The sequence below is a fragment of the Nocardia sp. NPDC004123 genome, from assembly GCF_053603795.1.
Window position 1 is genome coordinate 44,983 of record NZ_JBSGGG010000025.1, and the last position, 14,518, is coordinate 59,500.

Genomic DNA, 14,518 nt, shown 5'->3' on the forward strand with positions numbered 1-14,518 from the left:
ATTCGGTTTTCGGCCCCGGAAGGAGATCTACCTTGCGTAACCGTGCTGTCCAAGCTGCCGCGGTGGTCACCATCGCACTGTCCGCGAGCCTCGGGTCGGTGGCGACCGCCTTCGCCGCCGACCCGCCCGCCGCCACCGGCAGCGTGCTCGTCAACACCGACAACCGTGCCCTCGGGCTGACCGGCGTGCTCAACGCCCGGGACGCCGGCGGCTACCGGACCGTCGACGGCCACACCGTGCGTACCGGTCTGGTCTTCCGCACCGGCGATCTGAGCAAGGCCACCGGCGCCGACCTGGCCGAGCTGGCGTCGTTGAACGTGGCGTCCATCCACGATCTGCGCACCAGCTACGAGCAGCTGTTCATGGGCGTGGACAAGGTCCCCGCCGGCGCCGCCGAGCATCACGACGACATCATCGGCCAGGCTCCGCCGCAGGTGATGGTCTCGACCCTGTCCGCGGGCACCGACCTGTATCGCGCCTTCATCACCGCGCCGGGCGCGAACGAGGGCTTCGCGAACGTGTTGCGCGACATCGCCTACAACCCGGGCGGCGTGCTGTTCCACTGCACCGCGGGCAAGGACCGCACCGGCTGGACCTCGGCGGTGCTGCTCACCATCCTGGGTGTGGACAAGGACACGGTCTACTACGACTACCTGCTGTCCAACTACTACCGGGGCGCCAAGGACGGCGACATGATGAACGGCGTCACCGCCTCGGCGCTGGATTCGGCCTTCGACCAGGTGAACAAGAGCTACGGCAGCTTCGACAACTACGTGCGCGAGGGCCTGAAGCTCTCCGACGCGGACGTGGCCGCGCTGAAGGCGAAACTGCTGGCCTGACAAGGTCGTTCACGATGTGATGGCGAACGCCGGGTGGTTCTTACCGCCCGGCGTTCTCCTTTGTGATCCACGTTTGTGATCCACGACAAAGTGGTTGACGGCCCCGCGTCGTACCGTTAACGTTCCAGGCCTCATGGGTTTCGGTTTCCTGTTCTTGTGATCGCTTCGCCGCGTTGAGCTTTGCTCCGCGTCGAATCCCCTCCCACGCCTATCCGCCTGTCGGCGTTCGATTTTCGCGTGGGCTCCACCCATCCGGCTCGTGCCGAGCCGAGAACAGGAGATCCCTGTGCTCACCCTCCGAACACCTGCCGTCTCCCAGCTGACCCTGTCCGGTGTCACCAGACGTTATGCCGACCGCATCGTGCTGGACACAGTGAACCTGTCCATAAGGCCCGGTGAGAAGGCCGGCGTGGTCGGCGACAACGGTGCCGGCAAGTCGACCCTGCTGCGGCTCATCGCGGGTCGCGAAGTCCCCGACAACGGCGAGGTCGTCGTGCAGGCCCCGGGCGGCATCGGCTACCTGGCCCAGAGTCTGGAGCTGCCGCCCACCGCCACCGTTGGCGCGGCAATCGACCTGGCTCTCAGCGATATTCGCGACCTGGAGGCCCGGATGCGCACCGCCGAGGCCGAATTGGCCGCGCCCGGGCCGCTCGGCCGCCGCCTCGAGGCGTACACCGCCCTGGCGGCCCGGTTCGAGGCGCGCGGCGGGTACCAGGCCGATGCCCGGGTGGACGCGGCCCTGCACGGGCTCGGCCTGCCCGGCCTGGATCGGAATCGCCTGCTGGGCACGCTGTCCGGCGGTCAGCGCCGCCGCCTGGCGCTGGCGGCCACCCTCGCCTCCGCGCCGGAGTTGCTGCTGCTCGACGAGCCCACCAACGACCTCGACGACAATGCCGTCGAATGGCTCGAGGGGCAGCTGCGTGACTACTCCGGCACCGTGGTGGCCGTGACCCACGATCGCGTCTTCCTCGAACGCATCACCAGCATCGTGCTCGAGGTGGACGCGGGCGCGGTCGCCCGCCACGGCAACGGCTACCGTGGCTACCTCACCGCCAAGGCCGCTCAGCGGCACCGGCAGCAGCTCGCGCACCAGCGCTGGCGCACCGAACTGGCCCGCAACGAGCGACTGGCCGAGTCGAATGTCGTCCGCCTGGAAGCGATTCCGCGCAAGCTCCCGCTCGCGGTCTTCGCCGCCGGTCCCTTCCGAACCCGCAGCCGCGGCCACGGCGCCCAGTCCCGCATCCGCAATGCCAAGGAGCGGGTCTCCCGCCTGACCGCGGATCCGATTGCGCCCCCACCGGATCCGCTCCGCTTCACCGCCGAGATATCCACGACCGACCCCCTCCCAGCCGCCGCAGGACCGGCCGTTGCTGGATCGGCCGTTGCTGGATCGGCCGTTGCTGGATCGGCCGTTGCTGGACCGGCCGGCACTGGACCGACCGGCACTGCGCCGACGGACGCCGGCGACAGCGTCGGGGTGGTCGCAGCCGTGGTGGTACCGCCCGTCGCCGAGATGAGTTCGGTTGTGGTGGAAGGCCGTTTGTGCATGAACGGCTTGCGGATCGAGGCCGGTGAACGGTTGCTGGTGACCGGTCCCAATGGCGCGGGCAAGACCACGCTGCTGTGGCTGCTGGCCGGGGAGCTGGTTGCCGAGGCGGGCGAGGTCACGGTGCGCGGGCGGGTCGGGCACCTGCGGCAGGAGGAGTCACCGTGGCCGGCGGAGCTAACGGTGCTGGGTGCGTTCGCGTCCGGGCGGACGGGCTATCCGGACGAGCATGCCGAGGCGCTGCTGGCGCTGGGTCTGTTCCGGCCGGACGACCTGCGCCTGCGCATGGGTGAGCTGTCCTATGGCCAGCGCCGTCGCGTCGAATTGGCGCGGCTGGTCACCGATCCGGTGGATCTGCTGCTGCTCGACGAGCCGACCAATCACCTGTCCCCGGCCCTGGTGGAGGATCTGGAGCAGGCCCTGGACGGCTACCCCGGCGCGGTGGTGCTGGTGACCCATGATCGCCGGATGCGGCAGCGCTTCGCGGGTCGCCGCCTGGAGCTTCAGAATTCGTGCAGCATGACGTAGTCGTGGTGCAGCTGGTTGCCGACGGTGAAGGTCTTGGTGCCCGCGACGGTGAAGCCGTGTTTGCCGTAGAAGCGCTGGGCGCGCGCGTTCTGCTGGTTCACGCCCAGCCACACGGCCTTGCTGCTGTCGGCCCGGGAGTGCTCGAGCGCGCGCAGCATCAGCGCCGCCGAGACCCCGCTGCCGTGCTGGCCGGGCAGCACGTACATCTTGCTGAGCTCGATCACCGGGCGCAGGGTGATGACCTCCGCCACCGCGGGATCGGCCGGTTCGATGGCATTGAGCAGTGCGTAGCCGACGATCTCGCCGCCGAGCACCGCCTTCAGAACCACACGGCCGGGATCGGCGAGATACTCGCGGAACCGGTCCGCGGACAGCACCTCCGCGATGAAGGCGGCCATGTCCTCGGGTGTGGATCCGGGCGGGCAGGCCAGCGGAAAGGTCGCGGCGGCGACGACGGCGAGTTCGCCGGCGTCGTCCGCGGTCGCCGGTGTGATGGCTACGGAATCGCTCACCGTTCCAGTCAAGCAGGCTCCGCGGCGGGCTCGGCGGCCGCGGGGGTGGCGTCGGTGCGGCGGTGGAAGACCCGCGCGCAGCCGATCAGCACCACCGCGAAGGCGAGCGGAATCGCGAATCCGGCTCGCAGATTGGCGGCGTCGGCGACCGCGCCCACCACCGCGCCGCCGACCAGGGTGCCCGCGTAGTTGAACAGGTTGAGCCGCGCGATGAGCGCATCCAGCTCGCGTCCGCTGGTGAGCTGGCCGGCCTCGCTGAAGCACAGGGGCGCGATCACCGGCAATCCGATTCCGGCGACCAGGAATCCGAGGATCGCGGCCACCGGTCCCGGGGCGGTGACCACGATCACCAGACCGACCGACCCGACCGCCGCGGCCACCCGCACCACCATGCGTGGTCCGAACCGGCGTACCCACAGGTCGCCGGTGAGGCGGCCGAGCAGCGACGCGCCCTGGTAGGCGGCCAGCGCCAGCGCGGCGGTCGCGGAGGAGGAGAGCAGTTCGTCCTTCAGGTACAGCGCCGACCAGTTGCCGACCGCGAGGTCGATGGCGAAGGCGAGGGCGATCACCGCGCCGAAGATCCAGAAGATGCGCATCGGCACCGCGCCGGCCGGTTCGTGTTCGGCCGGACCGGCTTCGGCCTCGTCGGTGCCCAGCAGTCGCGGTCCCGCGGCCAGGCAGCCGATGGCCACCACCGCCGCGGCCACCAGGATCGACGCCTGCAGCGGCACATTCAGCGCCTCGAACGCCGAGACGAACAGCGCGCCGGTGATCGATCCCGCACTCCAGGCCGCGTAGAACGAGACCAGAATGAATCGGCCATAGCCATGTTGAATGAATACCGCCTGCATATTGGTTCCGGCGTCCACGATGCCGACGGCCACGCCGTACACGCCCAGGGCCACGAAGGCCGCAATGATGTTCGGCGACAGCGCGATCGCCACACCGGAGACCGCGATCAGCGCCAGCCCGATCCGCAGTGCGGTGCGGCTCGACCAGTGCAGCGCGATCCGCTCGGCGGTGATGCTGCCCACGCCCGCGAGCAGGGAGATGAGCGCGACGATCGCCACGATCAGTCCGTCGGAGAGGGTGAATTTGTCCTTCAGCTGTGGGAGCTCGGTGAGAATCACGGCGAGGAAGAACCCCTGCAGCGCGAATGCCACCGAGTTCGCGGAGCGCGCCGCGCGCAGTGTCGGATGGAGTGCGCTGAGCTGCGGCTTCGGGGACTGACTCGGGGGCATTTCGAAAGAGTAGCGGCGGCGGGTCGGTCCGGCATCCCGGGCACGGGTTACGATCCGCGGCGCGCTTGATCACACGCGGCTCGCGGTTGGGTAACGAATCTGGTCGCTTTCGTGTCTTCGGACGCATGCCCTGCGGCACTCTGGAAGTGACGGCTCGGGCTGGTGGTTTCCGATAGGACGGAAGCGGTCCTTCCGGTGAGTGTGGTGGCTGGGGTGATCTTGTGAGCGCGAGGCGAGTGGAAGTTCCGCGGGAGCGGTCGGTGGCTCTTGCCGACCCGGATCCGCGCGCGAATCCTGCGACGGCCGTGGGGGATTCGGCGGTCGACAAGTCTGTGCGCGAGACGGTGGAGAAGTCTGTGCGGGGCGACGCGGACACGGCTGTCCGCAGTGTCGACGGGCGTGGCCATGTGGCGGGGGAGCGGTGCCGGGAAACCGACTGCGCGGACTGCCGCTGGGATGTGCAGCGGCTCAAATTCTGGCTGCGCGGCCGGCTGCTGGCGGCCGGCGCCGAGGATGTCCAGCTGGATGTCGCTGTCGGTGCGCGGCTCTCGGATGTGCTGTGGCGCAAAGGTGATCGCAGTGGCGTCATCGAGGTGTCCAGTGCGCCACCCGAGTTGGCGCGCGCCCGTGCGATCACCGCCGAGCTCCGGGCCGGCAGTGGTGGTGAAGTGCTGTGGATCTGCCCGCCGGGATTCTGGACCGCGCAGCTGCCCGCGCTCGGCCTCGACGACTTCGCTGCCGAGGGCTGCGAGTATCGGGTGGTCGGCGGCCTGCTGTCCTCCGGCCCGGGCGGTGTGGTGTCGGCTCGCCAATCCGCTTGTGAACTGCGTGAATTCGTAACGGGCTGGGTGGCGGGGGCGATAGCGTTCGGCTGCCGCGACGAGCACACGGGAGGATGGGCGACAGTGACCGACTGGGAACGCCACACTCGGACACAGGCGGCCGTCATCGCACGGCAGCGCCAGGAACTCATGAATCAGAGCACGGCTCTGGCGTTGGCCCGCAAGGCCACCCGCGACAAGACCAAGCAGCTGCTGCGCATGACGCACCGCTTGGAGCGCGCGGAGATCGCCGCCCAGCAGCAGGCCGACGATCTGGCCCAGACCCGCCGCAAGATCGCCGACCACAATCGGGTCGACGCCACGCTGCGGCTCACGGTGGCGAGTCAGAAGTCCGCGATCCTGCACTGGCAGCTGATCACCTGGTTCGCGGTGATGGTGATCATCACCTTCATCGCCGCGGGTCTGGTCCTGAAGTAGCCGCGAATCGCGCCTGAATCTCCCTCCCCCTTCAACGTATATCGCAGTGGGGGGCTTGCGGCAAGGCCCGGGGGGTGCCGCAGAATCGTCGGCCGACAGGCGATTACCTGCGGAAATCAGGAGGATGGCGATTCATGGCCGATGTGATCATTGCGGGTGCCGGGCCGACGGGACTGATGCTGGCCGCGGAGTTGCGGTTGCACGGGGTGGAGGTGCTCGTGCTGGATCGGGACCCGGAACCGACCAAGGTGGTGCGGGCGATGGGGATGCACGCACGCACTGTCGAGGTGCTGGATCAGCGCGGTGTGGCGGATCGATTCCTGGCGCTGGGCAAGCAGCACGATCCGAGCGCGTTCTTCGCCGGCATCGTGCCCGCACGGCCGGTGCGCTTGGACACCACGTTTCCGTTCGTGCTGGGTCTGCTGCAGCCGATCACGGATCGCCTGCTGGCCGAGCGCGCGGTCGAGCTGGGCGTGGAGATCCTGCGCGGGTGTGCGGTGGCCGGGCTGAGCCAGGATGCGGACGGGGTGACGGTCGAGCTGGCCGGGGGTTCCCGGCTGTGCTCGCGCTACCTGGTCGGCTGTGACGGCGGCCGGTCCACGGTGCGGAAATTGCTCGGCATCGGGTTTCCGGGCGAGCCCGCCCGGCTCGAGACGCTGATGGGCGAGGTGGAGCTGACCACACCGCAGGAGGAGGTGATGGCGCTGGTCACCGAACTGCACAAGACCCATCGGCGCTTTGGCGCGATGCCGCTGGGCAATGGCGTGTACCGGCTGGGCGCGCCCGCCGACGGCGTGGCCGAGGACGGCGATGTTCCGCCCACCCTCGACGAGCTCAAGCGTCAGGTCCGGGCGGTGGCGGGCACCGATTTCGGCGCCCACTCACCCCGTTGGCTCTCCCGCTTCGGCGACGCCACCCGTCTCGCCGACGCCTACCGATCGGGCCGCGTTTTCCTGGCGGGCGACGCGGCCCACATCCACCCGCCCAACGGCGGTCAGGGTCTCAACCTCGGGGTCCAGGACGCGTTCAACCTGGGCTGGAAGCTCGCCGCGGCCGTGAACGGCTGGGCCCCGGCCGATCTCCTCGACACCTACGAATCCGAACGCCGCCCGGTGGCCGCCGACGTCCTCGACACCGCCCGCGCCATGAGCGAACTCACCTCCCTCGAACCCGGCCCCCAGGCCCTGCGCCGCCTGCTCACCCAACTGATGGAATTCGAAGCGGTCCACCGGTTCCTGATCGAACGCGTCACCGCCCTCGGCGTCCGCTACGACTTCGGCCCGGGCGACGACCTCCGCGGTCGCCGCCAACGCGACGTGGCCCTGAAGCGCGGCCGCCTCTACGAGCTCATGCGCCAGGGCCGCGGCCTGCTCCTCGACCAGACCGGCCGGCTGTCGGTCCAGGGCTGGTCCGACCGCGTCGACCACGTGGTCGACGTCGGCGAGGAACTCACCGCCCCCGCCCTCCTGCTCCGCCCCGACGGCCACATCGCCTGGTCCGGCTCCGACCAGGAGGACCTGTTCGAAGTCCTGCCCCGCTGGTTCGGCACCGCCACACGCTGATTCGGCGCCATCATGTGTCGATTCCGCACCGTCGAGTGCTGGTTCAGCACCGCGCCGAGCTGATTCGGCAGCGTCGCATGCTGATTCGGCACCACCACGAGTTGATTCGGCACGCAGTGTGCCGATATGGCAACCATGACAGTGTGATTCGGCAGCGCTCGATAGTCCGATCGGGCACTGCGAGAGGCTGATCGGACACGACTATCGCGGATTGGTTACCAGCGCAAGTTGATTCGGCGTGTATAACGCGTTTGCCGTTTCGCAATGTCGGTATCGCAGGCCAGGCGTGTCCCACAGGGTTTTCAAGATCAGGGAGCTCACAGCGTGGGGAATCGGGTGAAATTCCTCGCCGAGAGCTCCCTGATCTTGGAAGGGTCAGCGGGTGAGGCGGAAGGGGGCGCGGTGCCAGTGCCAGTCATGGCGCAGGACGAGGGCGGCGAGGTCGAGGAGGTCGATGCCGGTCTCGGTGCGGTAGGCATCGAGGGCGGGCCAGCTCATCGGACCTGTGGACAGGCGGTTGGTCAGGGTGGACTCGTGGTGGGGGTGCACGGTGCGCGACAGCAGTTCCGGGATGCCGTCGCGGCTGCCGGTCCAGGTGAGCCAGCCCCAGCCGCGGGAGAAGGCGTGGGCACGGGAGGCTGCCGCGCGGGCGCGCTGGGGGTGCAGGGCGGTGTGGGCGAGGGGGAGCACGTCGATGAGGACGGTGCGGCCATCGGTGAATCGCGCTGCGGCGGTGGGGTAGTGGACGCGGTCGGCGCCGTCGAGTTCGTAGCCGACGGCGGCGGGGAGCTCGCGGAAGGATTCCACGCGCGGGCTGGCGTCCAGCAGGCGGAGCAGGCGCGCCTGCAGGGCGGTGTCGAAAGTGACTTCACGGCCGAGCTTTTCGGAGTACATGCGCCCGCGGCCGTCATCGTCGTAGTCCAGGCGTCCGGCCGGGAGGACCGGGAGTTCCTCGGGACTGCCGTCGCCCCATTCGACGCGCCGCAGCCACGTATTCCACATGTCGTCGGGTGTGTCATCGGATGGCGCCGCGGGCAGCAGATGCCAGCGCCCCTTCTGCTGCCACCCTGCGATGCGCTGAAAGACGAAGCCCGCCAGTCGTTTCGAGTCCTGCAGATCGTGCCCGGCGAGCCGCAGCTTCAGATATGCCCAGTCCTGGGCCGCGATATCGCCGTCGGTGGCATAGGTTTCCGCGAGCAGTGTCCGCACCAGTCGCTCGTCACCCCACCCCACGGGATACCGTTCCGCGAACACCCCCAGATCGTGCTGCCCGGTGGCCAGTGTCTGCCGCAGCATGGTGCCCACGGCCCGCGTGTACAGCTGCCGCGCCCGATCGCGCGACACCCCGAATCGCACGCCCAGCAGCATGAGGGTCTCCGGACCCTCCCCGTCCAGTCCGAGCCGGCAGGTGATCAGCTCGGCATCGCGTGGCCGATCGGCCACCACATCGCCGGCCATGGCGGCCAGCACCTCGTTGACGTGCTCCAGCCCGAAGTCGACTCCCTCGGCCGGGTCGTCGCGCGGTGTGGTGCGCGCGGTGCGTGCATCGCTCGTCGTCAAGGCCCCTACCCGTCTTCGCCAGTCGGTTCGACGAGCCTAACGGTGCCCACCGACACACGGCGCACCACGCGCTGAACGGCCGGAATCGCCGTGGAACGGTCAGGATCCGATGACGGCATTCATGATGGTGCCCGCGCTGGTGGCGATGATTCCGCCGATCATCGCTCCGGCCACCATCTTCGGGGAGGCGAGCCCGCCGCCCGACCACTTCTCCCAGGCGAAGCGGCCACCGGCGTAGGTGATGCCCAGGACACCCGACAGCAACACGAACCAGGTGAAGTACCGGACGAGCTTCATGAGCTTGTCCGCCACCGGCGGTGTCTCCGGTGTGGGATTGCCGAGCTGGGCGAGCACGGCGTGTTGGGAAAGCACAGTGTCGTGGAAGGCGCTGAGCAACATGGTCACTCTGACAAGGTTACCGCGAAATCGGGCCGATATGGCTGCGAATGTGCTCGGGATCTACTGCGCAAGAACAACTTTCGCGGCTGAGGTGCTGCGTCTCGTTGTCTGTGTTGAGCGGATGACGGGATTCGAACCCGCGACCCTCACCTTGGCAAGGTGATGCGCTACCAGCTGCGCTACATCCGCATCGCTTCCATCCGGCCCGTTTCGGCCCGTCCGGCTGCGAGAGAAAACACTAGCCCACCCGCCCCGCATTTCCAAAACGCCTGGCAAACCCCGAGTTGCCACAGCGTGCCTCCGGGGCGGGGTGGCGGTGTTCCGGTTGTGCGCGGCGGCTATTTGGGAGTGTCCTCGTTCATGGGCACGATGGCGGAGATGAGGGTCGCGTCTCCGATCTTGGTGGTGATGACCAGCTGCGGGGACCAGGTGCGTTTGCTGGCGTCGGGGTGCTGTTCGGTGACGACCATGATGTGCTGGCCGTCGAAGGGGCCGGGCATGATCTGCACGCAGTAGGTGGTGCCCACCGGGATGCTGTCGATGCCGGCCTGGATCTGGTCGACGGTCGGCGTGGGTGCGTCCGGCGCGAACATCTCACGGACCGCCTTGCCCGAGCGGTCGACGTAGTAGCGGTTCTGCAGCGCGAGAATGGCGTCCGGGCCGGACTTGGTACTGCCGGGCCCGTTGCCGCGGACATTGCCGCCCTTCACCTCGTTGGGGCAGAGATTGGCGGGCAGGCCCGACGCCGCTTGGTCGGTGGGAGAGGCCGCGGCGGGCGAGGATGCCGCGGGCGCCGCCTGAGGCGTGGCGACATGGGGCTTCGCGGGCGCGTCGCCACCGGTGACCTTGGCGATCTGGACCGCGATCGCGGCCGTCACCGCGAGGACGGCCAGCAGGCCGAGCAGGGGGACGGCCCACTGGCCGCCGTTCAGCGTGGGGAGTGCGAATCTCGGTCGCTGCCTGGCCGGTCGCGCGGCCCGCTTCAAGGGGCGCCGGGCGGTCGGGTAGCCCGGCGGGGGACCGTCGGCGCCCGCGGCATGCCGGGCGGGGTCGTAGGCGGTGAGCGCCCGTGGCGGATCGCCCGCCCGGGCGCGGCCCAGCCGGGCGTGGGCCACGTTCGGCTGCCGGGTGTCCGGCGGGTCGTCGATCGACCGGGCGTGGGACGAGCCGGAGGCCGCCCGGGCGCCCGGCCCGCTGTACTCCGGCGCGGCGGCGGCCCAACCGGTCGCCTGCTGGGGATTCGATGCCGCGGATCGCGGCTCGTAGTACTCGTCCTCGTCGTCGAAATCGTCGTACTCGTCGTCGAATTCGTCGGCTTCGTACTCGTCAGGACCGGCCGCGTAGTTCTCGCGGCGGGCCGCGTTGACCCTACGGTCGCCGGACTGCTCGGGGTACTCGCCGTATCCGGAGCGCACCGGCCCGGCCGCACCGGTGATCCAGTCCGACCAGCTGCCCGTGTACGCCTGCGCGCCCTGGTGCAGCGGGGTGGGCGGCTCCGATTCCGTTGTCCGCGACTCCGATTCGGTGGTGCTCATGGCGTCGCCCGCGGGCTGAGGTCGGGGATCAGTGGCGCCCCGCTGGTGGTGGGTGTGGTCGGGGCGGGGGAGAAGCTCAGTACCGGGACGCCGCTGCTGGGCGTGCCGGTGGAGGTGCCGCCGCCGAGCGGGAACTGCCCGTTGGGTGCGACGCTGGTGGGCGTCGTCGAGGTGCCCGCGAAATCCATTCCCAGCGTGGGTTTGTCGCTGCCGCCCCCCGGAATGGCGCCCGGGGTGGCGGCCCCGGACAGGTCATGGGCGACGGCCGCGAACCATTGGCCGACCCAGTCGGTCGGGCTCTCGCCGAATCCCGCGCCCTGGGCGTGGGTGTAGTCGTGCTTCTGAGCGGTGTCCCAGTACCGCACCCAGGTGGTGATGTCGAGCAGATCCTTGTTGTCGGTGACGTTCTGGGTGACGGCCGTGAATGCCTGGGTGGTGAGCCGGCTGATGGTGGTGGGCGGCACCAGGTTGGTGACCGCGCCGACCAGTTTGGCCCCGAACACCGCGAGCCCGGCGAGGGGGTTGGCCAGTCCGGCGGTGGCGATCTCGGTGATATTGGCCGGGGTCAGGATGTCCTTCACCACGGCCACAATGGAATTGATGGCGATGGTGCCGATCTTGAGCAGCGCCTGGAACGCACCCGGGACGTCGACCTGGTTGTTCGGGTTGGAGGCGTCGGCGATGCGCTGCGAGATCGACTTCTGCGGCTGGTACGACAGATCCGACAGCGAGTTGCCGGACACGTCGTTGTTCACCACCGAGGTGGCGGTCTTGATCGAGGTGTAGGCCAGCGCCTCCGCGATGGATTTCAGCGAGCCGATCGGGTCGCCCGCCGAAATCTCCACCTGCCCAGCGATATTGGCGACGGTCCGCACCAGCGGCGCGCCCACCGGGGTATCGCAGGCCAGATCGCCCTCGGTGCAGAATTCGGCGACCCGCCCGACCAGGGTGCCGAAGTTCTCGAGGGTGGCGCTGTCGGGGGCGATGCCCGCCCCGGACGCGGTCTTGGTGGCGGGCGGATCTCCCAGTGCCGCCACGGATTTGCCGTCCGTGCCGGGTGCGGCGGTGGGCAGCTTCTGATCCGGCTTGCCCGGGAACAGCGGCGCGTTGGCATTGCGGTTGGGATCGCCGAACAGCGCGACGGCCGCGATCCGGTCGGCCGGGACGGTGCTCTGGCCCGCGCCGACCTCCTGCGCGAACTGCGAGGCCACATGCGCGCCCTGCGAGTACCCGGCGATGGCGAGTTTCGTGCTGGGGCAGCGGTCGGTGACCTGTTTGGCCATGGACCGCAGCCGGTCCAGGCCGCCGGTGACGGACTGGCTGTAGGTGGTGGTGGACACCGACACCGCGCCGCCGAAGGACGCCTCATAGGGCACGTAGGCCCGGTCCACCAGACCGGCGTCGGTGGCGGCGGCCATCATGGGCCGGAAGACTTCCGAGAGCATGCCGGTGTCGGTGGTGACGGCGGCGTCGGGGGAGGATTCGCCGGTGCCCTGGACGCCGAGCGCGAACAGCGCCGGGCATTTGTCGATGGGGACCGTGGTGTCTGGCGGCCCGCCCCGGGCTTCCGCCGTGCTCAGCACAGCAGGCCCGACGGCGGCCGTCGCCACGATGCAGACGGCCGCGGTCAAGAGTGCCGAACTCCGAAACCCCACGCTGGGCAGCAGTTTTCGATGCACGTCGCACCTCGTTCAGGTTATGGACTGGCTGATTCCGCGCCGTGCTGCGCGCGTTCGGTGATCCGCGCCCCGGCAATGCGCGCCGCGGTGAGGATCTGCTCGGCCAGAAGCCGAACCGGTTGCGGGGGAGTACGAGTGGGATCCCCGTCGTCCACCGGTGAGCCACCGGCGGCGGGATCCCATTCCGCCATTTCGTAGGGTTCGAGGGCGCGCCACTGTTCGAGCCAGCCCAGCCGCCAGGTGCGGGCGCCGAGCGCGACGGCCAGGCCTTCCATCTCCTCGCGCCGCTGCGCGACCGGAATCGGCAGCGGCCGAGCCGAATCCGATACGGTCACCACGCCGACCACCTGACTGCCGGCGGGCGTGGCCCGGGCCTGATGTGCCAGCAGCGCCCGATGCAGGGCATTCACCCCGCGCAGATGACTGCGCCCGACGAGCACCACCAGCGGCGAATCCAGATCCCCCGCCAGCCCGATCCGCGCGGGCCACCGCTGCCCCGCGTCCCCCGCCCAGCTGAGACTGGCCGCGAGACTGCTGACCCCCGCGCCGCCGTGCACGCCCACCAGCCACACCAGTGGCGGCCGCGGCGGCCGATTCGGCACCGCTCGATGCCACATCGGCACGGGAGGAGCCGTGGGCGCGGGCGGGGTCGGTGCAGGCACGTCGGAATATGCTGTGCCGCTGCGCCATTCGCCGCCGCCCAGTGGTTGCCATGCGGTGCTCGGCACAGCGGGCCGACCAGAGGCCGTCTCGTCGGTATCGAAGGGACTGTGCGCAGTGTGCGGTGCCGGACCCGAGTTGTCGGTGGCGCGCGGTGCCGGTGTGTGGGCGGCGTGCGGGTCCGGGGACGGCGAGGCGTGGCGTGGGTCGTGGAGCGTGGTCATCGCAGCGCTCCGAGGAGGGTGAGGTAGGCGTCGCGGGTGGGTGCGGTGAGATGGTGCCAGGTGATGGGGCCGCCGGTGGCGAGGTGGAGATCGAAGGGGATCGGGACCACGGCACGGACCCAGGAGCCGAGGTGGGTGCGTACATGGTCGAGAACCGCTGCGGCCGAGCCGGGTACCTGTTCGGTGAGGACGATGACCGCATCGCCGACGACGAATTCGCTGAAGTTCTCGTCCAGCCAGGTGAGGGCGGGCTGGAGGCGGTTGATGGCGTCGGGGCGTGCGGCCACGGTGATCACCAGCCCGACCCGGGGGTCCGCCAGCAGCGGGGCCGCCAACCGGCTGGTGACCGGGGCGCCCGCATCGAAAACCCCCAGCAGCCCGGCATTTTCGAGATGCCGCGCGACCGACACCAGGGATTCCCTGCGCGGCAACGGGTCCGGCGTCCGCCCCAACACCCGCACCCCGGTCGACGTCTGCCCCGAGCACGCCCCCACGCTCGATGCCAGCCCCGGATACGGTGTGCCGAGCCACTTCTGCAGGCTCCCCACCGGAGCCGCCGCATCACACCCGCGCAGCGCCACGTCCCCGCCCCCGAGCGTCGCGTCCACCACCACCGGCCACACCTCGCCGTCACTGTCCACGGCCGCCGCCGCGGCCAGCCCCAGCGCCGTCGTACTGGCCCCCGATGCCCCCGACCCGCCCAGCACCAGCACCGGCGGCACGGCGGCCCGCACCAGCCGCCCCTGCCCGCCCCGCAACGGCACGCCATCGGTGGGCGAACCCGCGGGCCCGGGCTGCATCAGCTCACTGAGCCCCGAATCTCCCTCGCCCCCAGCCACACTCGCCCGCACCGCCTCGACCAGCCGCGCCTCCACCTCCGCACTCGTGTTCGGCTGTTCGAGACCGGGCCCGGGTGTGGGGGTTGCGGGGGGACCGGGGGGAGTGGAGCGGAGCCGGTCGTCGATGTCGACCAT

12 protein-coding genes and 1 tRNA gene are annotated in these 14,518 nt (G+C 69.9%); 4 read left to right on the forward strand and 9 right to left on the reverse strand.

Going from position 1 to position 14,518, the window contains the following annotated elements; translation table 11 throughout:
* Nucleotides 1-32 precede the first annotated feature (32 nt).
* Together ACWEQQ_RS32135 and ACWEQQ_RS32140 are read left to right on the forward strand one after the other, a co-directional pair.
* Entirely contained in the window at nucleotides 33-839 is an 807-nt protein-coding gene (locus ACWEQQ_RS32135) for a tyrosine-protein phosphatase (RefSeq protein WP_452350879.1), read from the forward strand.
* A gap of 286 nt (nucleotides 840-1,125) precedes the next feature.
* On the forward strand, nucleotides 1,126-2,913 hold the full coding sequence (locus ACWEQQ_RS32140) for an ABC-F family ATP-binding cassette domain-containing protein (protein ID WP_452350880.1): 1,788 nt from the start codon (nucleotides 1,126-1,128) through the stop codon (nucleotides 2,911-2,913).
* On the opposite strand, the gene ACWEQQ_RS32145 is transcribed toward ACWEQQ_RS32140, so the two are convergent.
* Nucleotides 2,889-3,425, reverse strand: coding sequence for an N-acetyltransferase family protein (locus tag ACWEQQ_RS32145; RefSeq protein WP_452350881.1), 537 nt, complete (start codon nucleotides 3,423-3,425; stop codon nucleotides 2,889-2,891). The two genes, ACWEQQ_RS32140 and ACWEQQ_RS32145, sit on opposite strands and share 25 nt — an antisense overlap.
* A gap of 8 nt (nucleotides 3,426-3,433) precedes the next feature.
* Nucleotides 3,434-4,666, reverse strand: a complete 1,233-nt coding sequence (locus ACWEQQ_RS32150; protein WP_452350882.1) for an MFS transporter — start codon at nucleotides 4,664-4,666, stop codon at nucleotides 3,434-3,436.
* Nucleotides 4,667-4,926: 260 nt separating this feature from the next.
* Between ACWEQQ_RS32150 and ACWEQQ_RS32155 the strand changes: the two genes are divergently transcribed.
* Both ACWEQQ_RS32155 and rox read left to right on the forward strand, forming a co-directional pair.
* On the forward strand, nucleotides 4,927-5,925 hold the full coding sequence (locus ACWEQQ_RS32155) for a hypothetical protein (RefSeq protein WP_452350883.1): 999 nt from the start codon (nucleotides 4,927-4,929) through the stop codon (nucleotides 5,923-5,925).
* 134 nt (nucleotides 5,926-6,059) lie between these two features.
* The gene (rox, locus tag ACWEQQ_RS32160; protein ID WP_452350884.1) at nucleotides 6,060-7,487 is read left to right on the forward strand and encodes a rifampin monooxygenase; all 1,428 of its coding nucleotides are present in this window, start codon (nucleotides 6,060-6,062) and stop codon (nucleotides 7,485-7,487) included.
* Between the two features lie 375 nt (nucleotides 7,488-7,862).
* Here rox and ACWEQQ_RS32165 read toward each other — a convergent pair whose 3' ends face one another.
* The 7 genes from ACWEQQ_RS32165 to ACWEQQ_RS32195 all read right to left on the reverse strand — a co-directional run bounded on the left by ACWEQQ_RS32165 (nucleotide 7,863) and on the right by ACWEQQ_RS32195 (nucleotide 14,518).
* Nucleotides 7,863-9,047 carry a hypothetical protein gene (locus ACWEQQ_RS32165; RefSeq protein WP_452350885.1) on the reverse strand — a complete coding sequence of 395 codons (1,185 nt, stop codon included), beginning with the start codon at nucleotides 9,045-9,047 and terminating at the stop codon, nucleotides 7,863-7,865.
* 99 nt (nucleotides 9,048-9,146) lie between these two features.
* The gene (locus tag ACWEQQ_RS32170; protein ID WP_354837076.1) at nucleotides 9,147-9,446 is read right to left on the reverse strand and encodes a hypothetical protein; all 300 of its coding nucleotides are present in this window, start codon (nucleotides 9,444-9,446) and stop codon (nucleotides 9,147-9,149) included.
* A gap of 116 nt (nucleotides 9,447-9,562) precedes the next feature.
* Nucleotides 9,563-9,635: transfer RNA gene (locus ACWEQQ_RS32175), tRNA-Gly, on the reverse strand.
* Between the two features lie 149 nt (nucleotides 9,636-9,784).
* On the reverse strand, nucleotides 9,785-10,981 hold the full coding sequence (locus ACWEQQ_RS32180) for a hypothetical protein (RefSeq protein ID WP_452350886.1): 1,197 nt from the start codon (nucleotides 10,979-10,981) through the stop codon (nucleotides 9,785-9,787).
* Nucleotides 10,978-12,660, reverse strand: a complete 1,683-nt coding sequence (locus ACWEQQ_RS32185; protein ID WP_452350887.1) for a cutinase family protein — start codon at nucleotides 12,658-12,660, stop codon at nucleotides 10,978-10,980. The genes ACWEQQ_RS32180 and ACWEQQ_RS32185 overlap by 4 nt, the downstream gene beginning before the upstream one ends.
* Nucleotides 12,661-12,677: 17 nt before the next feature.
* Nucleotides 12,678-13,322 (reverse strand): hypothetical protein, encoded by a 645-nt coding sequence (locus ACWEQQ_RS32190; protein ID WP_452350888.1) that lies wholly within the window; start codon nucleotides 13,320-13,322, stop codon nucleotides 12,678-12,680.
* Between the two features lie 218 nt (nucleotides 13,323-13,540).
* Entirely contained in the window at nucleotides 13,541-14,518 is a 978-nt protein-coding gene (locus ACWEQQ_RS32195) for a MinD/ParA family ATP-binding protein (RefSeq protein ID WP_452342605.1), read from the reverse strand.

What these genes read in the sequence shown, in the direction of transcription:
- ACWEQQ_RS32150 (WP_452350882.1), bottom strand. Translation starts at nt 4,666, where the DNA reads ATGCCCCCGAGTCAGTCCCCGAAGCCGCAGCTCAGCGCACTCCATCCG.
- rox (WP_452350884.1), top strand. Translation starts at nt 6,060, where the DNA reads ATGGCCGATGTGATCATTGCGGGTGCCGGGCCGACGGGACTGATGCTG.
- ACWEQQ_RS32170 (WP_354837076.1), bottom strand. Translation starts at nt 9,446, where the DNA reads ATGTTGCTCAGCGCCTTCCACGACACTGTGCTTTCCCAACACGCCGTG.
- ACWEQQ_RS32180 (WP_452350886.1), bottom strand. Translation starts at nt 10,981, where the DNA reads ATGAGCACCACCGAATCGGAGTCGCGGACAACGGAATCGGAGCCGCCC.
- ACWEQQ_RS32195 (WP_452342605.1), bottom strand. Translation starts at nt 14,518, where the DNA reads ATGGTCGACATCGACGACCGGCTCCGCTCCACTCCCCCCGGTCCCCCC.